The 24,452-nt window shown below is 62.2% G+C and carries 24 protein-coding genes and 1 pseudogene; 8 read left to right on the top strand and 17 right to left on the bottom strand.

Annotation, left to right across the window (positions count from 1 at the left end; genetic code table 11):
• Positions 1–59: 59 nt before the first annotated feature.
• Both CHB75_RS06615 and CHB75_RS06610 read left to right on the top strand, forming a co-directional pair.
• Positions 60–1,532 (top strand): leucyl aminopeptidase, encoded by a 1,473-nt coding sequence (locus tag CHB75_RS06615; protein ID WP_089269743.1) that lies wholly within the window; start codon positions 60–62, stop codon positions 1,530–1,532.
• A 1-nt stretch (position 1,533) separates the two neighbouring features.
• Positions 1,534–1,992: a DNA polymerase III subunit chi gene (locus tag CHB75_RS06610; RefSeq protein ID WP_089269742.1), complete on the top strand. Its 459-nt coding sequence runs from the start codon at positions 1,534–1,536 to the stop codon at positions 1,990–1,992.
• 10 nt (positions 1,993–2,002) lie between these two features.
• Here CHB75_RS06610 and CHB75_RS06605 read toward each other — a convergent pair whose 3' ends face one another.
• The 3 genes from CHB75_RS06605 to abc-f all read right to left on the bottom strand — a co-directional run bounded on the left by CHB75_RS06605 (position 2,003) and on the right by abc-f (position 5,365).
• Positions 2,003–2,584, bottom strand: a complete 582-nt coding sequence (locus CHB75_RS06605; protein WP_089269741.1) for a retropepsin-like aspartic protease family protein — start codon at positions 2,582–2,584, stop codon at positions 2,003–2,005.
• A gap of 57 nt (positions 2,585–2,641) precedes the next feature.
• Positions 2,642–3,262 carry a MarC family protein gene (locus CHB75_RS06600; protein ID WP_089269740.1) on the bottom strand — a complete coding sequence of 207 codons (621 nt, stop codon included), beginning with the start codon at positions 3,260–3,262 and terminating at the stop codon, positions 2,642–2,644.
• A gap of 249 nt (positions 3,263–3,511) precedes the next feature.
• Positions 3,512–5,365 (bottom strand): ribosomal protection-like ABC-F family protein, encoded by a 1,854-nt coding sequence (gene abc-f / locus CHB75_RS06595; RefSeq protein WP_089269739.1) that lies wholly within the window; start codon positions 5,363–5,365, stop codon positions 3,512–3,514.
• Between the two features lie 398 nt (positions 5,366–5,763).
• Here abc-f and ndk point away from each other — a divergent pair, with 398 nt between their 5' ends.
• Positions 5,764–6,186 carry a nucleoside-diphosphate kinase gene (gene ndk / locus CHB75_RS06590; RefSeq protein WP_089269830.1) on the top strand — a complete coding sequence of 141 codons (423 nt, stop codon included), beginning with the start codon at positions 5,764–5,766 and terminating at the stop codon, positions 6,184–6,186.
• Between the two features lie 60 nt (positions 6,187–6,246).
• Here ndk and CHB75_RS06585 read toward each other — a convergent pair whose 3' ends face one another.
• The 12 genes and pseudogenes from CHB75_RS06585 to CHB75_RS06535 all read right to left on the bottom strand — a co-directional run bounded on the left by CHB75_RS06585 (position 6,247) and on the right by CHB75_RS06535 (position 15,579).
• Complete coding sequence (locus CHB75_RS06585; RefSeq protein WP_089269738.1) at positions 6,247–6,666, bottom strand: DUF4112 domain-containing protein; 420 nt, start codon at positions 6,664–6,666, stop codon at positions 6,247–6,249.
• Positions 6,663–6,836 carry a YqaE/Pmp3 family membrane protein gene (locus CHB75_RS06580; RefSeq protein WP_089269737.1) on the bottom strand — a complete coding sequence of 58 codons (174 nt, stop codon included), beginning with the start codon at positions 6,834–6,836 and terminating at the stop codon, positions 6,663–6,665. Before CHB75_RS06580 ends, CHB75_RS06585 begins: the two co-directional genes overlap by 4 nt.
• Positions 6,837–6,901: 65 nt before the next feature.
• Positions 6,902–7,249, bottom strand: a complete 348-nt coding sequence (locus CHB75_RS06575; RefSeq protein WP_089269736.1) for a TfoX/Sxy family protein — start codon at positions 7,247–7,249, stop codon at positions 6,902–6,904.
• A gap of 223 nt (positions 7,250–7,472) precedes the next feature.
• The gene (locus tag CHB75_RS06570; RefSeq protein ID WP_089269735.1) at positions 7,473–8,024 is read right to left on the bottom strand and encodes an HPF/RaiA family ribosome-associated protein; all 552 of its coding nucleotides are present in this window, start codon (positions 8,022–8,024) and stop codon (positions 7,473–7,475) included.
• A gap of 37 nt (positions 8,025–8,061) precedes the next feature.
• On the bottom strand, positions 8,062–8,340 hold the full coding sequence (locus CHB75_RS06565; protein ID WP_425439491.1) for a glycine zipper 2TM domain-containing protein: 279 nt from the start codon (positions 8,338–8,340) through the stop codon (positions 8,062–8,064).
• A gap of 398 nt (positions 8,341–8,738) precedes the next feature.
• The gene (locus CHB75_RS06560) at positions 8,739–9,500 is read right to left on the bottom strand and encodes a hydroxypyruvate isomerase family protein (RefSeq protein WP_089269734.1); all 762 of its coding nucleotides are present in this window, start codon (positions 9,498–9,500) and stop codon (positions 8,739–8,741) included.
• Positions 9,497–10,147 (bottom strand): 3-oxo-tetronate 4-phosphate decarboxylase, encoded by a 651-nt coding sequence (gene otnC / locus CHB75_RS06555; RefSeq protein ID WP_089269733.1) that lies wholly within the window; start codon positions 10,145–10,147, stop codon positions 9,497–9,499. Before otnC ends, CHB75_RS06560 begins: the two co-directional genes overlap by 4 nt.
• Entirely contained in the window at positions 10,144–11,415 is a 1,272-nt protein-coding gene (gene otnK / locus CHB75_RS06550) for a 3-oxo-tetronate kinase (RefSeq protein WP_089269732.1), read from the bottom strand. The genes otnC and otnK overlap by 4 nt, the downstream gene beginning before the upstream one ends.
• 122 nt (positions 11,416–11,537) lie before the next feature.
• Positions 11,538–12,398: an L-threonate dehydrogenase gene (gene ltnD, locus CHB75_RS06545; protein WP_089269828.1), complete on the bottom strand. Its 861-nt coding sequence runs from the start codon at positions 12,396–12,398 to the stop codon at positions 11,538–11,540.
• A 55-nt stretch (positions 12,399–12,453) separates the two neighbouring features.
• On the bottom strand, positions 12,454–13,731 hold the full coding sequence (locus CHB75_RS21990) for a TRAP transporter large permease (RefSeq protein WP_245840759.1): 1,278 nt from the start codon (positions 13,729–13,731) through the stop codon (positions 12,454–12,456).
• A 174-nt stretch (positions 13,732–13,905) separates the two neighbouring features.
• Positions 13,906–14,469, bottom strand: a pseudogene (locus CHB75_RS22340) (TRAP transporter small permease subunit); the annotation flags it as partial.
• Between the two features lie 75 nt (positions 14,470–14,544).
• Complete coding sequence (locus CHB75_RS06535; protein WP_089269731.1) at positions 14,545–15,579, bottom strand: TRAP transporter substrate-binding protein; 1,035 nt, start codon at positions 15,577–15,579, stop codon at positions 14,545–14,547.
• Positions 15,580–15,820: 241 nt separating this feature from the next.
• On the opposite strand from CHB75_RS06535, the gene CHB75_RS06530 reads away from it, so the two are divergent.
• On the top strand, positions 15,821–16,846 hold the full coding sequence (locus tag CHB75_RS06530) for a LacI family DNA-binding transcriptional regulator (protein ID WP_089269730.1): 1,026 nt from the start codon (positions 15,821–15,823) through the stop codon (positions 16,844–16,846).
• An 86-nt stretch (positions 16,847–16,932) separates the two neighbouring features.
• On the opposite strand, the gene CHB75_RS06525 is transcribed toward CHB75_RS06530, so the two are convergent.
• Entirely contained in the window at positions 16,933–18,120 is a 1,188-nt protein-coding gene (locus CHB75_RS06525) for a pyridoxal phosphate-dependent aminotransferase (protein WP_089269729.1), read from the bottom strand.
• Positions 18,121–18,335: 215 nt separating this feature from the next.
• Between CHB75_RS06525 and CHB75_RS06520 the strand changes: the two genes are divergently transcribed.
• From CHB75_RS06520 to CHB75_RS06505, 4 genes are all read left to right on the top strand, one after another.
• Complete coding sequence (locus CHB75_RS06520) at positions 18,336–18,719, top strand: VOC family protein (RefSeq protein ID WP_089269728.1); 384 nt, start codon at positions 18,336–18,338, stop codon at positions 18,717–18,719.
• A gap of 205 nt (positions 18,720–18,924) precedes the next feature.
• Positions 18,925–20,292, top strand: coding sequence for a cysteine--tRNA ligase (gene cysS, locus CHB75_RS06515; RefSeq protein WP_089269727.1), 1,368 nt, complete (start codon positions 18,925–18,927; stop codon positions 20,290–20,292).
• A 226-nt stretch (positions 20,293–20,518) separates the two neighbouring features.
• Entirely contained in the window at positions 20,519–22,162 is a 1,644-nt protein-coding gene (gene cimA, locus CHB75_RS06510) for a citramalate synthase (protein WP_089269726.1), read from the top strand.
• A gap of 171 nt (positions 22,163–22,333) precedes the next feature.
• Entirely contained in the window at positions 22,334–23,095 is a 762-nt protein-coding gene (locus CHB75_RS06505) for a squalene/phytoene synthase family protein (protein ID WP_089269826.1), read from the top strand.
• Positions 23,096–23,102: 7 nt separating this feature from the next.
• On the opposite strand, the gene CHB75_RS06500 is transcribed toward CHB75_RS06505, so the two are convergent.
• Entirely contained in the window at positions 23,103–24,314 is a 1,212-nt protein-coding gene (locus CHB75_RS06500) for an MFS transporter (protein WP_089269725.1), read from the bottom strand.
• Between the last annotated feature and the right edge of the window lie 138 nt (positions 24,315–24,452).

The raw sequence follows: 24,452 nt of genomic DNA, 5'->3' as shown, positions 1-24,452 counted from the left end.
GCTCTGGTCAATGGGCGCTTAGCGCTTTACCTCTTTAGGCAGATCAGGAGAAACTGCACATGACCGAGTTGAGAGAGATCACCTTTGCATCCGTCGATCTGGAGGCGCTTGCCGGCGCCGAAGGGCGGATCGCCGTCTTCATCACCGCCGATGGCAAGATGAGCCCGGGCGCCCGGCGTCTGAACCGGCTGACAAAAGGCGCTGTGGCCCGCGCAGTCGAGTCCGAGCGTTGGGAAAAGCTCAAGGATGGCGATGTGCTGAGCCTTGCCTATCCGGTGGGCATGGCTGCGGAAAGTGTCGATCTGGTGCGGCTTGAACGGCGCGCGGATGCGGGTGCAGCCCGAAAGGCAGGTGGGGCGCTGGCGCGCGCCGCAGGTACAGCGGCGCTTACGGTACTGGCTGAATCCCAACGCGGGACCGAAGATATTGCACTGGGGCTTGCCTTGCGCGGCTATGGATTTGACGCATGCAAGTCGAAAAAGGCCGATCCGCTGGGCGCTGCGGTGTTTATGTGTACCAAGCCGGACGAGGTCGAAGCCGCAGCTATACCGGCGCTTGCTGTGGCCGAGGGTGTCGTCTTTACCCGCGATCTGGTGAACGAACCCGCCAATGTGCTGCACACGGAGGAGTTTGCCGACCGCCTGCTGGCGCTCAGGGATCTGGGGGTCGAGGTCGAGGTGCTGGAAGAAGCCCAGTTGGAAGAACTGGGCATGGGCGCGCTGCTGGCCGTGGGCCATGGATCCGAAAACCCGTCCAAGGTGGTGATCATGCGTTGGAACGGGGGAGAGGCGGGCGTCGCGCCGCTTGCTCTGATCGGCAAGGGCGTGGTTTTCGACACTGGCGGCATCTCGCTCAAACCCGCCGCGGGCATGGAAACCATGACGATGGACATGGGCGGCGCAGGCGTTGTTGCCGGCGTGATGCACGCGGTGGCCCGGCGCAAGGCCAAGGCGAATATCATCGGCCTGGTCGGGCTTGTGGAAAACATGCCGGATTCCAAGGCGATGCGCCCGGGCGACGTCGTGACCTCGATGAAGGGTGACACGATCGAGATCAACAACACCGATGCCGAAGGTCGTTTGGTGCTGTGTGACGTGATGTGGTATACGCAGGAACATATAAAGCCGAGCGCCATGATCGACCTTGCCACCCTGACCGGTGCGGCCATCGTGGCGCTGGGGCATGACCATGCGGCGGTCTATTCCAATGACGATACGCTTTGCGACAACTTCCTGAAGGCCGCTGGGGCCGAACAGGAGGGCGCCTGGCGTATGCCGATGGGCCAGCCCTACGCGGATCTGCTGAAATCCCAGATTGCGGATGTACGCAATTCGGGTGGCCGCCCCGCCGGGTCCATCACCGCGACCGAATTCCTCAAGCGGTTCGTGCAGGATGGCATGCCCTGGATCCATCTGGACATCGCCGGCGTCGCGCACGTCCCGCGCGATCTGACCCTGTCATCCAAAGGGGCGACGGGTTGGGGCGTGATGTCGCTCAACCGCCTTATCTCGGAGCAGTACGAGCGAGATTGATATGGGGGCCGCCTATTTCTATCACCTGACGCAGCGCCCGCTTGAGCTTGCTCTGCCGCAGCTACTGGAACGCGCGCTGGCCAATGGCTGGCGCGTGGTGGTGCGGGGGCGCGATGCAGGTCACATAAGCTGGCTGGATGAACAGCTCTGGCTAAAGCCTGATGACGGGTTTCTGCCGCACGGACTGGCGGGCGGCGCGCAGGACGCGGCGCAGCCGGTGCTGCTGACAACCGGGGCGGATGTTCCGAACAAAGCCGTCTGCCTGATGACGGTGGATGGGGCGGAAGTGTCGGCGCCAGAGGTAGAGACGATGGAACGGGTCTGCGTGGTGTTCGATGGCAATGACGCGGGTGCCGTGCAGGCGGCGCGGGTGCAGTGGAAGACACTGACCGATGCGGGCTGTTCGGCGCAATACTGGTCCGAGGAATCGGGGCGCTGGGAGAAGAAGGCCGAGAAGTGAGGCGAGGGCGCTATCGTTCCAGAAACATCTTTCCGCCCGAAATTTCCAGCCGATCAAAGCGCTGTAGATAGGTCATGCCCAGCAGCGACTGCTCCATCTCGCCATCGTTTACATAGGCGCGCACGTCGCGGTCACTGAACGGCCCCAGCGACACGGTTGCGATCTCGACCGGTGCGGTCTGGACCGGACCATTGGCGGTCATCGCCTGTGAATAAAAGGCCAGACCATCCAGATCCAGCCCGGCCTTTACCGCATCACCGCGCGTAAGAACCATGCCGCTGGCACCGGTATCCACGACAAAACGCACCGGCGCGCCGTTCAGCCCGACCGTCACATAGTAGTGCCCGTCCGGTGCCCGGGGCAGCTCGATCCGGCCCTGATCGGCAAACACCGCCTGTTGCGGAACGACGGTCTGGCGGATGTCATCCCAAAGGCCGATGGCGGCGATGGTACCAAGAAAGATCAGCCCCCAGGCCGCAGCGGCCTGTGCCTTTTTCCCAAGGGATTCGCGGTTCTGTACAAAGAGCCAGAACACTAGAATCGCCCCAAGAAGAAGCAGATAGCCGAGGTTTCCAAGTTGCATTGACGACATTTCCGGTCCTTTGGTGTTGCCCTGAATGTAGGCACGCAATGGCCCGGATGGTAGGGGTCAGCCCGCCAACCCGAAGGCGCGCAGCCCGTCGAGCACGAATTGAACCGAAAGCGCGGCCAGCAGCATTCCCAAAAGCCGGGTTACAACGGTGATACCGGTCTTGCCCATGGCGCGTTCGATCAAACCGGCGCTGAAAAAGAACATCAGCACGATCGCCAGCACCGCGATCAGGACGCCAAGAACCGAGGCCATGCCGACAGCACCTTCGGCCTGTCCGGTCAGCAGGATCACCGAAGCGATGGCGCCGGGCCCCGCGATCAGCGGAATGGCAATGGGAAAGACCGATGGATCTGGATAGTCGGCCTCGGCGCCCGCCTGATCCTCGCGCCGCTTTGAGCGGCGTTCAAACAGCATTTCGAGCGCGGTGAGGAACAAAAGGATGCCGCCCGCAATCCGGAACGCGGGCATGGATATCCCGATGAAACCCAACACCGATTCCCCGAGAAACGCGAACAGGAACAGCACACCCGCCCCGATGACGCAGGACCGTATGGCAACGGAGCGCCGGTGGGCGGTGTCGGTGTCCGCCGTCAACGCGATAAAGATAGGGGTAAGCCCGATCGGGTCGATCACCACAAAAAGCGTGGCAAAGGCGGTGATGAGAAACGCGCTATCCATCCCCATGGCTTAGGGGGAGAGCGTCGATGAGGCAAGCCATCGCGATGGCTGTCGCGCCAGATGACCCCGGAGCAAGGGGCCTGCGGCGCACCCTCGATCCGGAATATTGGCCGCGAGGTTTACTCTGGCAAAACTGGTGCGGGGAAGATGAAGAAGGACGCGCTCCTGCCCTTCTTCTCTTAGTAAATACGCCCGCCGGAGGCGAAAGGTGCACGCAGAACCACGTTTGGGGCGTTTGTCAGCGGTGGATCAGACCGTTTCGGCCTGATCCAGCTTTTCCAGAGCTGCCATCCAGAGGGATTCGGCGCGGCCCAGGGCCTCCATCACTTCGGCATATTTCTTGTTCCAAGTGGCCAACTCACCGGCGCGGCCATCTTCGTAGAGCGCGGGATCGGCAAGCTTTTTCGCCAGCTTGTCGCGCATCTCGTTAAGCTTGTTCACCCGCTCTTCGCCTTTGCGCGCGTCAGAACGCAGGGCAAGGATCGCGTCGCGCGACGGGCGTTTCGGCTTTTCCGGGGCCGGTTTCGAGGATTTGGAGGGCTTTTCCGAGGACAGAAGCAGTTTGCGGTAAGCCTCCAGATCGTCGTCATAAGGCGCGACCGTGCCGTCCTTGACCAGCCAGAGCCGGTCCGCGACCATGCTCAGCAGGTGCATGTCGTGGCTGACCAAAATCACAGCACCGGAATAGGCGGTGAGCGCGTTGACCAGCGCCTCGCGGGATTCGATGTCGAGGTGGTTTGTCGGCTCGTCGAGGATCAGCATATGCGGCGCGTCGATTGTCGCCAGAAGCAGCGACAGGCGGGCCTTCTGACCGCCGGATAGTCGCCCGACCTCGGTATCGGCCTGATCGGCGCCAAGTCCGAAACCTGCCAATTGTGCGCGCAACTTGCTTTGCATCGTGTCGGGGCGCAGGCGCTGCAGGTGGCTCAGCGGGGATTCGTCGATATGCAACTCGTCAACCTGATGCTGCGCGAAATAGCCGATGCGCAGCTTGTTCGAGCGGGTCATCTTGCCGTCCATCAGTGGCAGACGGTCCGACAGCAGTTTCGACAGAGTCGATTTGCCCTGACCGTTCTTGCCCAGCAGCGCGATGCGGTCGTCCTGGTCGATGCGCAGGTCGAGCCGGTTCAGCACGACGGTCTTGCCATAGCCGGTAGAGCCACCTTCGATGTGGATGATCGGCGGTGACAACTCATCCGGCTGCGGGAAGGTGAAGACGCGCTTGGCGGCCTCTTCCGGCGGGGTGATCGTGTCCATCTTTTCGATCATCTTGACCCGGGCCTGGGCCTGTTTGGCCTTGGATGCCTTGGCCTTGAAGCGATCGACGAACTTTTGCAGGTGATCCTTGCGGGCCTGCTGTTTCTTGGCCATCGAGGTCAGCACAGCGCGCTGTTCGGCACGCTGGCGGGCGAACTGGTCGTATGGACCGTTCCAATAGGTGAGTTTGCGTTCCTCAAGGTGCAGGATGCCGCCGACGGCGCGGTTCAGAAGGCCGCGGTCGTGCGAGATGATGATCACTGTGTGCGGATACTTGGCGAGGTAGTTTTCCAGCCAGAGCGCGCCTTCGAGGTCGAGGTAGTTGGTCGGCTCATCAAGCAGCAACAGATCCGGCTGGGCAAACAGCACGCCAGCCAATGCCACACGCATCCGCCACCCGCCCGAAAAGGCCGAGCAGGGCTGAAGCTGTTCGTCGTCATCAAAGCCGAGGCCCTTGAGGATCGAAGCGGCGCGCGCTTCGGCCGACCAGGCGTCGATATCGGCAAGGCGCGTCTGAATCTCGGCGATGCGATGCGCGTCCGTCGCGGTCTCGGATTCGGCCATGAGGCTGGCGCGTTCCGTATCCGCCGCGAGCACCGTGTCGAGCAGCGATGTCTCTGACGCGGGCACCTCCTGCGCGACGCCGCCGATCTTGGCGCGACTGGGAAGCGATATGGTGCCGGTGTCGAGCGTGAGTTCGCCACGTATCAGCTTGAATAGCGTGGTTTTGCCCGCGCCGTTGGCTCCGACGAGGCCCACCTTGTGGCCTTCGGGGATCGTCGCAGAGGCTTCGACCATAAGGGGTCGGCCTTCGACTGAATAGGATATGTCCTGAATCTTGAGCATGGGCGCGCCATAACAGAGGTCCCGGGCGGACGCCAGAGAGGCTGTTGCACAGATGCAGAGGTTCCTTAACCGGTGTGAGGTCCGCGTGGAAAACGGGCAGTTAGTTGGGTGCCCGCGCGAGACATACCTGCCGTTGCAATGTCAGGCTTTGGTGGGCCATCACCTGTTATTGTGCGACTCGTCCTGCGGGGACACCAGATTTTGCCCGGCGCGCCAGAGCCGTGAGTGCTGGATGCAACGTATGGCTGCTAGAGCGGCACCCGCTGCCTGACGGGTGCATATTGGGCCTGGGCCATGCCGCATCAGGCCTTCCCAACGCGATTGGCGCATGTTATCGGGGCGGCAATATGGATTGTGGCCGGGCAAGCAGCCTGGCCTTTGACTATGGAGCACGAAAAATGGCCATTGAACGCACACTCAGCATCATCAAACCCGATGCCACCAAGCGCAACCTGACCGGCAAGATCATTGCGAAATTTGAAGAGGCTGGCCTGCGCGTTATTGCGCAGAAGCGTATCCACCTCACCAAGGCGCAGGCCGGCACCTTTTACGTCGTGCACAAAGAGCGTCCCTTCTATGACGAGTTGTGCGAATTCATGGCATCCGAGCCGGTTGTCGTGCAGGTTCTGGAAGGCGAAGGCGCCATCTCCAAAAACCGCGAAGTCATGGGCGCGACCAACCCGGCCGACGCGGCCGAGGGCACTGTCCGTGCCGAATTCGCCGAGTCGGTTGGCGAGAACTCGGTCCACGGCTCTGACGCGCCCGAGACTGCTGCAGAAGAAATTTCCTATTTCTTCTCGGGTCTTGAGCTGGTCGGCTAAGCTTTCGCTTAACACCGGACACGAACGATCAAGGGCACCTTCGGGTGCCCTTTTTCATGTTCAGGCCATGGTTTGAACTGGCGGAGTGCTGCCGACTGGAACGTTCCGATATGCAGCGCTCGGATTCGGCGCATGACGCTGATCGACGTGCGCGCGCAAGAGGGCGGCGTTGCGAAGGTTGGATTTGAAGCCCACGTCAAAGATGTCGCCCAACAGCGGGATCAGACCGATCAACCAGTCAATGCCGGAATTCACTGCCATTCGTGCCATGGTTTTCCTTGGAACTTCAAGCCTTTGGGCGGTGTGGATGTGATAGGCGAGGGGGAGGAGGGTGACCGTGTCGCCGATGCCGGGGATGAAGCCGAGGATGCTGTCCCAGCCGATCCGGATGCCGGTCAGCGGCACCCGGAAGGCCGAGTCCATGCGGCGGGCGAGCGTTTCGGCCCGGGCCACGGCGCGGTAGTCGGAATCAATGTTCATGCCCGGGCAGGTCCGGTGCGGGCGATGATCCAGATGGCATGCACGATACCGGGGATATAGCCAAGCAGCGTGAGCAGGATGTTGAGCCAGAAATGTTTGCCCAGACCAACCTGGAGAAAGACGCCCAGAGGCGGCAGGATGACGGCGAAAATGATGCGGATCAGGTCCATGTGATTGTGCCCTTCGTGTGATGACAGTTACACAAAGAACGACAAAACAACTGAAAAGTTCCGATTTATCTGGGGGTAGGGGGATTAAGACCCATGTCGCGCAGGAACTTTTTCAGCGCCTCGGGCGGCTGATCCGGGTCTGCGGTGCGGGCGGATTTCAGGGCGTCAAACTGGACACGCAAGGCCGCCTTTTCATCGTCTTTGCAATCGTTCCAGGGGCGTCCCTGAAGGGCCATGTGCAGGACATAATAGCTGATGAAATGGGGCCGCGTACCGGTTGCCAGCAGCCGACGATAGGCTTCGTGCGCGCCGATTTCACGCAGGGTTTCGGCGCTGTCGATCCCGGCGCGGGCGCAGGATGCCTCGACCGCGGGGCCAAGGTTGCGCAAGGAGGAAACCGGCGTTTTGGCCATATGGAACCTGTATGGTTTGCGTATGGAAAGCGTATGGCTGACGTATGGCTGTTTGAAAAGATGGGCACCGGGCAAAATGCACCGCTCTGCGCAGGCAGAGGACCGGTCTGACAGGTGTCAAATCCGAGCCACCGGCCTGCCGCAGAGAGCAAGCCAGCAGAGAGCCAGCCACATGTGATGGCTGACCCGTCTTTCGCCCTGATCGTGCGTCAGGGGGCGACGTTCATTTGGCGACAGAAACCGCGACCGCAAATGGCCCCTTTTCGCCCTCTTGTTCGCGAAACCGCAGGCGTACGTCCTTTTCCAGACTGTCCCAGACATCCGAGGTGAAACTGTCGCGCTGGAAATACACCTCGCGTCCGTCATCCGCCTGAACATAGCCATAGCCCAGTTCGGGTTCGAGCAGTGAGATTTTGCCATGCAGGACAGGTGCGTGATGCTTGACCTCGACCGCCGCCATCTTTTTCTTATGGCGCTTGAGGTGCTTTTCGGCAGCGGAAAAGGCCCGGTTCACCGCAAGGATCAGATCGTCCCGCGCGCTTCCCTGAGCAACCTCACGCGAGACCGAGAAATCGGGCCCCGGTACGTGTACATTCAGGTGCACCCGTATGACGCGTCCGTGGAGCTTGCGTTTTTGCGGCGCGTCCAGCGTGACATCGCAACCGGTGAGATCGTCGCTGATCCGCTCCAACACAGCGATACGGCGATTTACAAGGTCTGCGACGTCCGGGGACGGGTCGATGTTGCTATAGCTGATGATCGGGGCGGTTTGCATCGTCTATTCCTCTGGGAGCACTGCGGGGATTGGCGCGTTACGGGCAGGGCGCGGTGTAATATGTCCCGTCGCCGCGGGCATAGGCGCAGTTGTTTGTCGCGCTGTTCTGCGCAACAAGCGTGCCTGCGGCCGCCCCTGCAAGCGCGGCAATCAAGCGCCAGTTGTTGTCGGCATTCAGTGCTTCGGCTGTAATAAGACCGGCCGCCGCGCCCGCCGTGACACCAACGATGGTCCGTTGTTCAGGCGTGAGGTTTTCACACCCGGACAGCGCCACGATGCCTGCGAGGGCCACGAACTTGAAATTCATGTAAGTCATCCTGATCTCCTTAAAGACGCACAGCTTTGCGTGCCTTGGTCAGCTTCGCATGTTTGGCGGGCACAGGTTGTTGACGTATGTCAAATTTCAACCGCTATGGTGCGCGCTCCGGACTGGTGCGGCGGCGCAGGTCGGCAAGCCCCCCTTTGGGGTGACGGTCTAAGATGACTTTTTTGGAGGTGTCCGATGCGTCCTGTTTGCGGGCCGTCATTTCTGACTTGGCCAGCAATGCCGGACGCCTCGCAGGACCGTGCCCGGTGGGCAGGTGAGACAGGTTTGATACCGGCAATCGTCTGCCCGAGGGAGCCCGCCAAATGCGATGGCGGGGTTGAATGGCTGCGCGGCGAATGGCGGTTTTGCAGCCAGCGGAATGGCCACAAGCGGATCCGGAGCCGCTTTCAGCGCAGATTGGCCAGCCATTGCAGTGTGTGCTCTGTGTGCCCCTGCGGTTTGTATTCCGCCCCCAAGGGGGCCGCGTAGCCCAGATCCGCGATGGTCCGAAAGATATGGGCGTAGTTGATTTCGCCATGGTCCGGGGCACCGCGATCCGGGACCGAGGCGAATTGGATGTGACCGATCCGGGGCAAGAGCGCCGCGATGCGGTGGGTCAGGTCGCCTTCCATCAATTGCACATGGTAACAGTCAAACATCAGCCTGAGATTTGCGGCACCCACCATGTCCATCACATCGAGTGCCTGCGCGGTCGTCGTAAGGAAATAACCCGGCGCGTCATATTTGTTCAGAGGTTCGATCAGGATCGTGATGCCATGCGGTTGTGCCTGTTCACAGGCGTAAGTCAGATTGGCCACGAAGACCTGACGGGCGTCATCGCCATTGGCAAATCCGGCCATGACATGAATGTTGGGCGTGTCGATGGCGCGTGCATAGGCGATGGCCTGATCGATGGCGGCACGCGCCTCGTCCTCGCGTCCGGGAATGGCGGATAACCCGTTGTCACCGGCCGGGACATTGCCCCGGAGGGTGTTGAGGCCAAGCATTTTCAACCCGGTTTCCTCAAGGGCGGATTTCACATCGCTGGGCGGGATATCATAGGGCCAGTGACATTCGACCGCGTCAAAACCGGCAGCCTTGGCGGCGCGGATGGCAGCGGGCAACGGGCGGTCATTCCAGAGAAAACCAAGGTTTGCCGAGAATTTCATTCATCCCACTCCACGTCGAATTTCGTTACCAATGCCCGAACCTGCGCGTCGGTCAGTGCGCGGGGGGCCATGCCCCGGGTCAGCATTGCCAGGCGGGCGGTGTCTTCCAGTTCTTCGATGGCGTTGCAGGCCGCTTCGATATCCTTGCCTGCCACCACCGGCCCGTGGTTGGCCAGCATGACCGCCGTGCGTTTGCCGGCAAGGCCGCGCACCGCTTTGCCCATTGCCGGATCGCCGGGCAGAAAGAAGGGCAGCAATGTCACCTTGCCCAGCTTCATGATTGCATAGGGGGTCAAGGGCGGCAGGAAATTATCGGGGTCCACATCCGGCATCATCGACAGTGCCACCGAATGGCAGGAATGCAGGTGCACCACGGCCCCCGCAGATGATCGGGTGTCATAAAAGGCCGTGTGCAGCGGCATTTCCTTGGTTGGCTGGTCGCCGCCAATCAGGTTTCCGTCGGCGTCGAAATGGCTGAGGCGAGCGGGATCAAGACGCCCGAAACTGGTGCCTGTCGGGGACACAAGCAATTCCCCATCAGAGGTGCGGGCAGAGATATTGCCGGTGCTGCCGCCAGTCAGGCCGCGATCGAACATGGATTTGGCAAGCAGGCAGATCTGTTCGCGCAGCCGGGTATTTTCGGTCATCTCGCCTCCAGTTTTTTCTGGGCGTCGCTGAAAAACGACTCGGTGCCGAAATTGCCGGATTTGAGCGTTAGCGCAATCTGATGTCCGCCCGATTGGCAATAGGTCCATGGCACGCCCGGCGCGATTTCCGCCCCGATGTCGAGCCGTTTGACACCGAGCGCCCGGGTCACGGCCCCCGAGGTTTCACCGCCCGCCACAATCACCCGGCGCGCGCCGGCGTCCCGCGCTGCGACGGCGCAGGCTGAGAGCGCGGCTTCGACAATCTCGCCCGCGCCTGCGACGCCAAGGCTGGCCTGCGCGGCGCGTACGCTATCGGGGTTTGCGGTGGCATAGATCAAGGGTCCGGTGTTCAGATCCTGGCGCGCCAGCCAGTCCAGCGCCTGTTGCGGGCCGTTTTCGGCCAGCGCCAGCGGATCCAGCTGAAAGGCAGGAGCGCCGCGTTTGACGTAGTCGGCCACCTGCGCATTGGTCATCGCTGAACAACTGCCGGACAGCAGGATCGTGCCGGTCCCGATCTGGGGTGGCTGCGCCGATGGGGCATCGGCAGACAGCGTGCCATCCGTCAGATAAAGCCCCGGCAGCGGCATGGCGACGGCGCTGCCGCCCGTCATCAGGGGCATGTCGCGGCAGGCCTCGGCAATGACCTCAAGATCGGAATTCGCCACCGCATCGAGTACGACATGGGCCACGCCCTGTTTCTTCAGCTCGGTCAGGGCCGCGCGCGTGCGCTCGGGCCCCTGCGCAACCGTCAGCCGGTCAACTAGCCCGACCGGCCGCGTCACCTGCGGTTCCAAAAGGCGCATCAGGTTGCTGTCGCGCATCGGCGTGAGCGGATGATCCTTCATCGGGCTTTCCGACAACGGCTGCTGCCCGACAAAGAGATTGCCCATGAAGATCGAGCGTCCGTTTTCCGGAAACGCCGGGCAATAGATTGTCTGATCCGTCCCCAGATCGGCCATAAGGGCTTCGGCCACCGGTCCGATGTTGCCTTGGGCCGTGGAGTCAAAGGTCGAGCAGTATTTCAGAAAGAACCGTTTTGCCCCGGCGGCCTGTAGCCATTTCAGCGCCGCGCGGGATTCGGACACGGCGTCCTTGACCGGTGCGGTGCGCGATTTCAGGACGATCACCTCAAAGGCGGCGGTGTCCGACGGCGGTTCGCAAGGCACGCCAATCCTGAGGGAAACCCGAACGCCGCTGCGCGCCAGCAGACCTGCCAGATCAGTGGCACCGGTAAAATCGTCGGCAATGCAGCCCAGAACGGTTGTCATCGGTTCATTCCTTTTCATTCAGTCCGCCGGATGTGCCGCCCGCAAGGACGCGCATATCGGTCAGCGCGCCCATAGCGAAACGGCGTCACGGGCGATGAGCGCGGTGCGAGCGGTCACGGCGGTTACGTTTCGCCCGGCAGGGTCAGACCCGCGTTGCGCGCATATACCTTCGCCACGGCGGCATCGTCTTCCAAGCCGTGCCCCATGCCCGCGGCGGCCACGAATTGCTGCAAGGCCGCGGCGGTGATCGGCGCGCTGAACTGCGCCGATTTGGCAATATCCAGCACGATGCCAAGGTCCTTGGGCCAGATATTGACCGAGCTATGGGGCGTGTAATCACCGGCGACGATGTGCGGCGCACGGTTTTCCAGCATCCAGCTGGTTCCGGCGCATTTGCTGATGACCTCGACGAACTTGTCCGGGGCCACGCCCTGCGTCATGCCAAAGGTCAGCGCTTCGGCCATGGTGGCGATATGGACACCGGCCAGAAGCTGGTTCACCGCCTTCATGGCGCTGCCGGCACCGGGGGCGTCGCCCAGTTCGAATACGGTTGCGGCGATGCTGTCGAGCACCGGACGCGCGGCGGAAAAAGCCTGAGGCGATCCCGAAGCCATGATCGAGAGCTGGCCATTGGCCGCCTTGAGCGACCCGCCCGAAATCGGTGCGTCAAGGTAGAGCACCCCGACTTCGGCGCAACGCGCGGCCATGTCGCGGGCAAAGGCCGGCGGCACGGTCGCGCAGGCCAGTACCACCGCGCCGGGTTTCAGGGACCGGGCGATACCCTCGTCGCCGAACAGCACGCTTTCGGTCTGGGCCGCGTTCAACACCGCGATGAGCACGGCATCGAGTTCTGCGACCACACCGGCCAGTTCTGTCGGTTCGCCGCCTGCGCTGCGGAATTTGGCGACCTGCCCGGGGTTGATGTCAACGCCCCAGACCATGTGCCCGCCGCGCAGGGCGGAAGCGGCCATGCCGTATCCCATGGACCCAAGGCCAATGGCTGCAACCTTGCAGGGGGTTTTTGTAGCGATGTTCAAGTCAGTCTCCTTTTACCCATTCCGGCAGCCACAGAGCGACGTCCGGAAAGAACAGAACGATTGCGAGCGCCACCACCTGGATGCAGATGAACGGGATCAGTGCCCGGAAAATCTCGGACAGGCTCATGTCCTTGGGGGCGACGGATTTCAGATAGAAGGCGGCCGGTCCAAAGGGCGGCGACAGATAGCTGACCTGCATGTTCATGGCGAACAGAATGCCAAACCATACCGGGTCCATCCCCAGCTTGATGATGATCGGCACAAAGATGGGCATGGTCAGAAGGGCGATGCCGATCCAGTCCATGAACAGGCCCAGAACAATCAGAATACCCATCATGATCAGCACGATGACAAGCGGGGATGCACCGCTGTCAAGGATGGCGGATTCGATGAAACGATTGCCGCCCATAAGGTTGTAAACCCCGACAAGAGCCGCCGCGCCAAGACCGATCCAGATGATCATCCCGCAGGTCTCAAGCGTCTGTTTCAGGCTGTCACGGATCAGGGCCCAGGTGACTTCGCCCCGAATAAGAGCCGAGACAAAGACGCCGATGACGCCCATCGCGGCGGCTTCTGTGACCGAAGCGATGCCCCCATAGATCGAGCCCAATACCGTGACCGCGACCCCCATGGGCAGGATGACGCCGCGCATCTTGACCAGTTTCTCGCGCAGCGGGATTTGCAGTTCTTCGTCCGAGATGGGCGGGCCCATTTCCGGGTTCAGATGGCAGCGGGTCAGGATGTAGATGATGTAGAACGACGCCAGCATCAGCCCCGGCGTGACGGTGGCAAGGAACAGGTCCCCGATCGAAACGCTTGCCGTCAGCCCATAGACGATCAGCACGATCGACGGCGGGATCATCGTGCCCAGCGACCCGCCGGCACAGACTGTCCCGATGGCAAGCGCCCGGTTGTACCCAAGCCGCAGCATCTGCGGCAGGGCGATCAGGCCAAGCAGGACGATCTCGCCGCCGATGATGCCGGAAATGGCCGCCAGAAAGACCGCTGCCACCAGCGTTTGCACCGCGACGCCGCCTTTGAGCCGCCCCGCGACAAGACGCATCGCATCATAGAGATCACGGGCCATGCCGGAACGATCCAGCAGCGAGGCCATGAGCACGAACATCGGAATGGCCACCAGAACGTATTCGTTCACAAAGGAATAGATCCGGCTGGACACCAGCGGCACGCCCATCGGGCCGAACCAGGCGATGGTAAAGATGATGGCAATCAGGCCTGTGACAAAGGCCAGCGGAATGCCGGTCAGGATCAGGATCATGATACTGCCAACCAGCAGGAACGATCCAGTCTGAATGCCAAGGCTCCTGCCATTGCTGAACAGCAGATAGCCGCCGATCAGCAAGAGACCAAAGACCAGGGCAATACCCAGAATCGCCCATTTGCTCGGCGCCTCGCCGGCGCTCTGGCGATATCCGGTGCCCTTCCAGGCGGTCCAGATGTGGCCAAGCGACTGGATCGCCAGGACGATTGCCGTCACCAAAAGCGCCATCTTGACCATGGCCGGCGTGACCGGGTTCCAGGCCGAGCCGGAACGTTCCAATCGCAGGTCGCCCTGCGGTGTCCACCATGCGTTTTCGACCATCGTGTAGGCCGCATAGGCAATGGCCACAGCAAAGAACAGCGCCAGCAATCCGTTGACGAAGTCCAGCAGGCGCCGGGTGCCGCCGCTGGTGCCGAAATAGATCAGCCCGATGCGGATATGCTTGTCAGCAGCAAGACATTGCATGCCGCCATAGAGGTAGCAGACGGCAATCAGGGCGATCACGGTTTCATGGGCCCAGATCGTCGGGGCATTAAAGAAATAGCGCATGATGATTTCGTAAATCGAAACCGCCGTGGCCGCTGCAAAGAGAAAGCTGAAGATGCCGCCAAACGAAATAATGCCTCGATCCAGGGCATTCTGCGGTCCGGCGCTGTCTTCCTCGTGTGCGCGCTTGAGGGCCTCAAGCTGCTCGTTGATTTCGGCTTCACTCAGCCCTGCAATATGTTGTGCCATCGCTTCCCCCGAACGCATGGTAAATTCTGTTAAAGAGGCCTGAGCGGCCTCTTTAATGTTTATCGCGGGTTGCGATCACTCGGTCAGGAGACCGGCCTTGGTCAGGTAGGCCGTGACGCTCTCATAGGCTTTGCCAGCCATTTCCGAACGTTCGGCCCAGTTGGCCCACTGAGTCTTGGCGATGCCGCGGAATTTGGCGCGCTCTTCGTCGGACCAGTTGATCACGGTGATCTTGGGATCGGCGTTGGCCTCGGCGACGGCCACGGCATTCTCGGCATCCAGACGCGCGACCATGTCTTGTGCGAAATCGCGAACCGAAACTTCGAGGATCGCTTTGAGGTCATCGGGCAGGTCGTCGTAGATGACCTTGTTCAGCGAGACTTCGATCACGGGCATCGAATGGAAGCCGGGGTAGAGCGGGTAGTTGGCAAATTCATGCATGCCCTGCGCGTGGTTGGTCGAGAACACGGTGTAATCCGCCCCGTCGATCACGCCTTTTTCCAGCGACGTATAGACTTCGGACCCCGGCAGGTTCACAGGCGATGCGCCCGCGGCGGCAAAGACTTCCTGCACCATGCCTTCGGGGGCGCGCATCTTGAGACCTTTCAGGTCTTCGACACCGTAGAGCGGGCGGGTGGACAGGAAGGCCTCGACACCTGTCGCGGATGCGCCGAGGAACTGGAGGCCATAGGGGTTCACCAGCTCGTTGAACAGATCGATCCCGCCGCCGTAGTTCATGTAGTTGAACATCTGCTGCGGGTCCGACCACGCGCCGACAAGGTTGCCCAGCATGGCAAAGGCCGGGTCTTTGCCCGAGAAGTAGGAGGGGTCGGTGATGTGGCCCTGCAGAATGCCCGCGCCGACCGCTTCGAGTGTTTCATTATGTGCGACAACGGTGCCGACGGGCACAACGGTGATGTCGATGCGTCCACCGGACATTGCATTGACGCGTCCGGCCCATTCTTCCTCGATCGGAAAGAAGTTGTCGCCCGCCTGAGCAGAGGTCTGGAACGTCCACTGATACTCTTGCGCAAACGCCGAGCTGGCGATCAGTGACGTTGCTGCGACCGCACCGCCCAGCACTATGGATTTCAGGTTATAAGTAGTCATGTTTCCTCCCTTAGGCACCCATTCGGGTGCTGTTCTGTACCCTTTGCGAGGTCCTCTTCACTCGCATGATCCGGTTTGGATACGCTACTGGTACCGATACCGGTACTGAGATGAGTAACGCGGGGAAGCCGGACCTGTCAACACGCGCGGTCGCTTTGCCTTCGCGGTCGGAACCGCATAGATTGGCGAAAAGCAGGGATGAGACACCCTTGTTCGGAACAGGCGAGAAGACCGCAAGTACATGAAAAAAAGAAAAACTTTGAAGGATGTCGCCGCCGCCGCAGGCGTGAGCAAGATGACCGCGTCGCGCGCGCTTCGCGGCGAAAAGGATGTGTCTCGGGCCAACGTCGACAAGGTGCGGCAGGCGGCACGCGACATCGGATACTACGGGAATCACCTGGCCGCATCGCTGTCCAGCGCGCGTTCGGATCTGATCGGTGTGGTTGTGCCCAGCCTGTCGAACATCGTGTTTCCGCAGGTCATGTCCGGGGTCACGGATGCCTTGGCAGGAACGGGATTTCAGCCGGTTTTCGGCGTGACCGATTATGATACCGGCAAGGAAAACGAAATCCTTCGCAGCATGCTGTCATGGCGTCCCGCAGGGTTGATCGTGACCGGTCTGGATCAGCCGGATGATACCCGAATGCTGCTGGCCGATGCGGGTATACCGATCGTTCAGATCATGGATTGTGATGGTGATCCGGTGGATGCCTGTGTCGGATTTTCCCATACTAAAGCGGGTCATGACATAGCCGAGGCGCTGATTGCAGAGGGCAGGACGCGATTTGGCTATGCCGGATGCAATATGCACAAGGACACCAGAGCGGCAAAACGCAAAAAGGGTTTCCTAGAGGCGTTGAAGGCACACGGGATCGAACTGAAAGCGATGGTGACAGATGTTGCGCTGTCCTCGGTCGTGATCGGGCGCGACCTGACCGCGCAGTTGCTGGCAAGCCACCCAGAGCTTGATTGCATCTATTATTCGAATGACGACCTTGCTGCCGGAGGGCTGTTCCACTGCATCGACGCCGGTATTTCCGTACCCGAGAGGGTGGTTCTGGCTGGCTTCAACGGGCTGGATATCATCGAGGGATTTCCGGGGAAGATCGCCACCTCCAGAACCTCGCGGCGTGAGATCGGCGAAGCGGCGGCGAAGATGATTCTGGACTCGTTGAAGAACGACAAGATCGAGTCGGGACGAAACGTTGTCGTCCAACCGACAATCTCGCTTGGACTTCTTTCAAAGGGCGGACAAGCCGTAGGTTGACAGGCGGTCAATCAAGCGGCGTTTGTGATGTTCCATGGGCCGGGATTCCCGGTTCGGGCTTAGCCCGCTGGGGCCAGGGTCCGGGCTTAGCCCGCTGGGGCTAACGTCCGGGCAAAGGCGCAGATCGTTCCAAGAGCCGAGGCAAAGGCGTCGTCCGCGACGGTCATGGCAACACGGATGTGTCCGGCGGCCGAGGTGCCAAAGCTTTCGCCCGGCATCACCGCGATACGGTGCCGGTCCAGCAGCGCATTGGCAAAGGCTTCGCCCGACAGGCCGGTACCGCGGATGTCGAGCATCAGGTACATCGCGCCCTGACAGGGGATGTGCCCGACAAGGTTCTGACCACCAAGGATGCCCAGCGCCAGTTCACGGCGACGGCGAAAGGGGGCCATGATCGCATCTTCCAGCGGGTCGCCCTGGGCGAGGGCAAAGACGGCGGCGTCCTGAATGTAGCCGGGCACGCCGTAGGTGGTGTTGGTGGCAAGATCGGTCAGCTTTTCGATCACCGGCTCGGGGGCCACAATCCAGCCGAGGCGGCTGCCGGTCATGGCGTGGCTTTTCGACATGGAGCCGACGACCAGTGTGCGCGCCTCCATCCCCGGCAGGGCGCGCGGAGAGATATGTGTGCCTTCCCAGATCTGGGTGTCATAGACTTCGTCCGAGATCACCCAGAGGTCATGATCCTGCGCCGCCTGAGCGATGCCTTCGAGCGCATCGCGGGGATAGACCGTTCCAGTGGGGTTGTTGGGGCTATTCACCAGCAGCGAGGTGGCATTGTGGGCAATGGCGGCATTGCTGAGGGTTTCGCGATCCGGGAGGAAATTATCCGCCGCGCGGGTCGGGATGGCGTGCGGCACGGCACCGGCGGCGCGGATCGTGCCGGGGTAGGTTGCATAATAGGGGTCGATGAACAGCGCCCGATCACCGGGATCGCAGCAGGCGACATGGGCTGCGAACAGCGCCGCCTGACCGCCGGGGGTGATCAGCACGTTGTCGCGCCCCGTGGGAATGCCGGTGTGCTGCGTTATCCGCGCCGCCACGGAATCGCGCAGCGCTGGGGTGCCGGGAACCGAGGCATAGCCGGTGTGCCCGGCGCGCGCGGCGCGGTGCATCGCATCAAGGATCGCCGGATCGGTGCCGATATCATGTTCGCCGATGGTCAGTTCGATCACGGGTTCACCGGCGGCGACCATGGCGCGGGCACGGTAGAACACATCCCAGCCATCAGAGCCGCCGCCATTGATCGAAGTGATGCGCGAGGAAAGATGGGGCATGGCACGGCCTTTCAGCAGGAGGGGGAACTACCAGCCTTGTGCCAAGCGCGCCGCCCCGGGGCAAGGGGCAGCGGTGTTCTGTGTGAGGTCCGGTCCGTTTGTCCGGGCAGGGGCATGTTGCAAGGGCATGTGAAGTGGCGGGAAAATAGCGCTTGACCTCAAGTGAGCTTGAGGAATTACCAAAGGCGCACATCCATGAAAAACAGGAGTGAGCAATGGTGGTACGTCTGGAACATGTGAACATCACGGTGTCGGACCCGGATGCGACGGCGGCCTTTCTGGCCGATGTCTTTGGCTGGTCCGTTCGCTGGAGCGGCCCGGCAATACACGATGGGTATTCGGTGCATGTGGGGGATGCGTCCGGATACGTGGCGCTTTACCGTCCGGGCGGTGACCGGGTCCGTGGTGGGGCGGAACGCTATGGCGCATGGGGTGGGTTGAACCACATCGGCATCGTGGTCGACGATCTGGCAAAGGTCGAGGCACGGGTCATCGCGTCAGGCCATGTGCCGCACAACCACGCGGATTACGAACCCGGCCAGCGGTTCTATTTCGACGGGCCGGATGGCGTTGAATACGAAGTTGTGTCCTACGGCTGAGCGGGGTCAGCTTTGGCCCCATGCGGGTCTGCGCGCATGGGGTCACGCTTGTCAGGCGATGGGCGGCGTGGTATTCGGGCGGCATGAACACCGCAGCCCCCATCATTTGTTGCATTACCTGCTGAATCTTCGGCGGGCCGGTATTCTGTTTCCTTCTTATGGGTGAATTGCTAAGTCCGCCGCGACCCCTCGTGAGGACGGACCTATGGATATCTTTCTGACCAACACGGCGACACGCAAGAAAGAGCTGTTCGTGCCGATCAATCCAGATGATGTGCGGATGTATGTCTGTGGGCCGACGGTCTATGACCGCGCCCATCTGGGCAATGCCCGCCCGGTCATCGTGTTCGACGTGCTGTATCGGCTGCTGCGGCATGTCTATGGTGCGGATCACGTGACCTATGTGCGCAACTTTACCGACGTGGATGACAAGATCAACGCACGCGCGGCCGCATCCGGGCGCAGCATTGGTGAGATCACCGCCGAGACGACGCAGTGGTTTCTGGATGACATGGCCGCGGTCGGCGCGCTGGAACCCGATCACATGCCGCGCGCGACGCAGTATATTCCGCAGATGGTGGCAATGATCGAGGATCTGATCGCCAAGGGTCATGCCTATGCGAAAGAGGGGCATGTGTTGTTCCGTGTCCGGTCCTATGAGGGCTATGGCAAGCTGTCGGGGCGGTCTGTCGATGACATGATCGCCGGTGCGCGGGTCGAGGTTGCCCCCTTCAAGGAAGACCCGATGGATTTCGTCTTGTGGAAGCCGTCGAGCGGGGATCAGCCCGGCTGGGAGAGTCCTTGGGGCCGGGGGCGTCCGGGTTGGCATATCGAATGTTCGGCCATGGCGTTTGAACTGCTGGGAGAGTCCTTTGACATTCATGGCGGCGGCAATGACCTGATGTTCCCGCACCACGAGAACGAGATCGCCCAGAGCTGCTGCGCCCACCCTGGCGGTGGGTTCGCACGCGTCTGGCTGCACAACGAGATGTTGCAGGTCGAGGGCAAGAAGATGTCCAAGTCCCTGAGCAATTTCTTTACCGTGCGCGATCTGCTGGATCAAGGTGTCCCGGGCGAGGTGATCCGCTTTGTGATGCTGAGCACGCATTATCGCAAGCCGATGGACTGGACCGAGAAGAAGCGCGACGAGGCGGAGGCGACATTGCGCAAGTGGTATGCGCAGGCTGGGACGGCAGAGGATGGCGGCAAGGTCGCGGCGGAGGTGATCCACACGCTTGCCGATGATCTGAACACCGCCGGGGCGATTGCCGAAATGCATCGGCTGTCGTCGGGCGGTGACGCGTCCGCATTGCGTGCGGCGCTGCAGTTTCTGGGATTGATGGGGGACAAGGTTCCGGCATGGTGTGCGGCCCCCGTTGCGGACCTTTCGGTTTGGGAGCTTCGCCTGTTCGAGGCCCGTGCGCAGGCGATGCAGAGCAAGGATTTTTCCGAAGTGGATCGCCTGAAGACCGTGCTGACGGGGGCGGGGGTCGAGGTGCGCATGAGCAAGACCGGCGTTGAACTGGTGCCCGGTGCCGGGTTTGATGCGGCCAAGCTGGAGTCTTTGACGTGAGCGCGGTGGCAACTGGATGCGTGACCGAGGGCAGCGCCGGGCCGTCGGGGGGGCGTGAAGCGCCCGCCCGGGGGGGCGGTCGGGCGCTGCCCGGGACGCTGTCCCGGGCGGAACTGGGGTGGAGCGGAGCGCGCCGTTGCGAAGGTGAGGGCCTTTGCCGAGCAGGGCACGGACAGGCCTTTACCCGCCTGAGTATTGTTGGACAGATGAAGGCGGGGGCGGTGTGATGTCGGACGCGACAACCGGGGCGGCGAAAGAACGCCTGTATCTATACGACACCACCCTGCGGGACGGGCAGCAGACGCAGGGCGTGCAGTTTTCCGTGGCCGAAAAGCTGCGGATCGCGGCGGCGCTGGATGCTTTGGGCGTGGATTACATCGAAGGCGGATGGCCGGGAGCGAACCCGACGGATTCGGGGTTCTTTGACGCGGCCCCTGCGACGCGGGCGCGGATGACGGCCTTTGGCATGACCAAACGCGCCGGGCGGTCTGCGGAAAATGACGATGTGCTGGCGGCGGTTCTGGATGCCGGAACGCCGGCGGTCTGTCTGGTGGGCAAGACGCACGAATTTCATGTGACCACGGCGCTTGGCATCACGCTGGAGGAAAACGTCGAGAATATCCGCGCCAGCGTGGCGCATTGTGTCGCGAAAGGCCGCGAGGCGTTGCTGGACGCCGAGCATTTCTTTGACGGCTATCGCGCCAATCCCGGTTATGCGCTGGAATGTCTGCGCGTGGCGCTGGACTCCGGGGCGCGCTGGGTCGTGCTGTGTGACACCAACGGCGGCACGCTGCCGTCTGAGGTTGGGCGCATCGTGGCCGAGGTGATTGCCGCGGGCGTGCCGGGCGAAAAGCTGGGCATTCACACCCACAACGATACCGAAAACGCGGTTGGCTGCACGCTGGCGGCGGTGGATGCCGGCGCGCGGCAGGTGCAGGGCACGCTGAACGGGCTGGGCGAACGCTGTGGCAATGCCAACCTTGTTTCGATCATCCCGACGCTGATGCTGAAAGCGCCCTATGCCGATCGGTTCGAGACCGGGGTTTCCGAGGAGGGGCTGGCCGGGCTCACACGGCTGAGCCGGATGCTGGACGACATTCTGAACCGGGTGCCGCTGAAACAGACCCCCTATGTGGGCGGCTCGGCCTTTACCCACAAGGCGGGGCTGCATGCCAGCGCCATCCTGAAGGACCCCACGACCTATGAACACATCGACCCGTCGCTGGTGGGCAACCGGCGGCTTGTGCCGATGTCCAATCAGGCGGGGCAAAGCAACCTGCGCCGCCGTCTGGCCGAGGCCGGGCTGGAGGTCGAACCGGGTGATCCGGCGCTGGGGCGCATCCTTGACTCGGTAAAGGCGCGCGAGGCGGAGGGCTATTCCTATGACACCGCCGAGGCATCCTTTGAACTGCTGGCGCGGGCCGAACTGGGGCGGCTGCCCGAGTTTTTTGAGGTCAAACGCTACCGGGTGACGGTCGAGCGGCGCAAGAACAAGCGCAATAAGATGGTGTCGCTGTCCGAGGCGGTCGTGGTGGTCAAGGTCGATGGCGAAAAGAAGCTGTCGGTGAGCGAGTCGATGGACGAGACCGGCAGCGACCGTGGCCCGGTCAACGCGCTGTCCAAGGCGCTGGCCAAGGATCTGGGCCGTTATCAGGAGGTGATCGAGGATCTGCGCCTGGTCGATTTCAAGGTGCGCATCACCCAGGGCGGGACCGAGGCCGTGACCCGGGTCATCATCGATTCAGAGGACGGGCAGGGGCGCAGCTGGTCCACGGTGGGGGTTTCCGCGAACATAGTCGATGCGTCCTTCGAGGCGCTGTTGGACGCGGTGCGCTGGAAGCTGATCCGCGATTGCGGCGAGGTATCATAGGCGGCCACTGGCGTTTTTCACCGGCAAAAGCCTGCCGCCTTCATCGGCCCGAAAGTAATCTTGGGGATGAATGCGCGCAGCACACAGAGGGGGCAGACAGCCCCCTTTTTCGCCACTGCAACACTGGTTGCGCGCGGTTGCTGCGGCGCGAAAGCCGCGCTAGGGGAACACATGGAATTTGACGACGATCTCATCGCCTGTGCGCAACTGGTTGAACGCGCCGACCCAGAGCGGTTTCGGTCGCTCATGGCGGCTCCGGTGCAGGCGCGCGCGAAACTATTCCCGATCTTTGCCTTCAATATCGAGGCCGCGCGGGCGCCCTGGGTCACGCAGGAAACGATGATCGCCGAGATGCGGCTGCAATGGTGGCGCGACGCGCTGGAAGAGATCCGCAGCGGCAAGGTGGTGCGTCGGCACGAGGTGGTGACGCCGCTGGCGCGGGTTCTGGATGCGGCTTCGGCAGAATTGCTGGACCGGGGGCTGGCAGCGCGGCGCTGGGACATCTACCGCGATCCGTTCGAGGATGCCGCGCATTTCGACCGTTACATCGAAGAGACCGGCGGCCATCTGATGGTTGCCTCGGCGCGTGCGTTGGGTGGGACGGATGATGCCGCGGCGCTGAATCTGGGCTATGCGGCGGGTCTGGCCGCCTATCTGTGCGCGGTGCCCGAGCTTGAGTCGCGTGGCCGGGTGCCGCTGGTCGATGGTCGCCCCGATGCGGTGGCAACGCTGGCGCAGCGCGGGCTGGAGCGACTGACACAGGCCCGGCGCGGTGATATCCCGAAGGCGGCGGCGCTGGTGGCCTGGGCGGCTGGTCCGTTGCTGCGCCTTGCCGCGCGCCAGCCCGGGCGTGTGGCTTCGGGGGATCTATATCTGTCGGGGCCGGTACAGCGTCTGCGGCTGATGTGGCAGGCGGCGACGGGACGCTGGTAGGCGGGGCCTACCTGCCGTGCTCATCCTTGGGGTGAAGCCAGAGCCAGATCAGAGCGCCACCCGCCAGCACAAGCGCCGGGGCCATGGCGAGGTTGACCGCTGTCCAGCCTTCCTGCGCCGAGCCGCCCGAACAGTTCATCAACCCGCCCGAGGCCAGTGAGGCGATGGTGACACCGCCAAAGACCAGCAGGTCGTTCATGCCCTGCATCCGGCCGCGTTCGCTTGGTGCATGGGCCCCGGCGAGCATGGTCGTCGCGCCGATGAAGCCGAAGTTCCAGCCGATCCCGAGCAGCACGAGCGCGATGAAAAAGTTTTCAATCTCGACACCGTTGAGCGCCACCACACCCGCCGCGCCAAGGATCACGAGGCCGATCGCGAGGATCCGTTCGACCCCGAAACGGTTGATCAGGTGGCCGGTAAAGAAGGACGGTGCGAACATCGCCAGAACATGCGCGGTGACCACATCCGCCGCATCGCCCTTGTCAAAGCCGCAGCCAACCACGGCAAGCGGAGTCGAGGTCATGACAAGGTTCATCATCGCGTAGGACACCATGGCGCAGATCACTGCAACGGCGATGCGGGGCGTGGTGATCAGCTCCCACCTTGTGCGGCCCTTGGGGGCATCGGCGGCGGGGGCGGTCGGTGTCGGGATATCCAGCATCAGGAACAGCAGCGATCCCACGATGTTCACGCCGATCACGGCAAGGTAGGTGCCAAGGAAGGGGATGACGTAGGCATCGGCGGTGAGTTTAACCAGCTGCGGGCCGACGATGGCCGAGACGAGGCCGCCGGCCAGAACGTATGAGATCGCCTTGGGGCGGAACTCTTCGGATGCAGTGTCGGCGGCGGCAAAGCGATAGAAACCCTGCGCGGACATGTAGATGCCGGTGAACAGGCTGCCGAGCAGGAACAGCGGGAAAGAGGCATGGTAAAGGCCGATGGCGCCGATGATGCCGCCCACGGCACCGCCCAATGCGCCCAGCATGAAGCCCGCGCGGCGGCCATAGCGCTGCATGAACCACGAGATCGGCGTTGCGGTCAGCATGGACCCCAGCACGATCAGCGAAATCGGCAGGGTGGCAAAGCAGATGTTGGAGGCCAGCGACTGCCCCGCGAGGCCGCCGATGGTGAAGATCATCGGCATCTGCGATCCCAGGATGGCCTGCGCCATGACAAGGACCGTGACGTTACGGCGGGTGCGGGTGTCTTGCGTGCTCATGCGCAATGGGTAGGCGGGATGCGGGGGCTTCGCAAGCGGGATATGTGCGGCCCCGTGGCCGGTGCCGGGGTGGGGGTTTTGCAGCCACGGACCCCCGGCGCGTATCTGTAAAGAGAAGAAGCCGGGGCGCGCGTTTGC

The organism is Puniceibacterium sediminis, assembly GCF_900188035.1.
Classification (GTDB): Bacteria; Pseudomonadota; Alphaproteobacteria; order Rhodobacterales; family Rhodobacteraceae; genus Puniceibacterium; species Puniceibacterium sediminis.
This window is presented reverse-complemented; position numbering and strand designations above follow the sequence as displayed.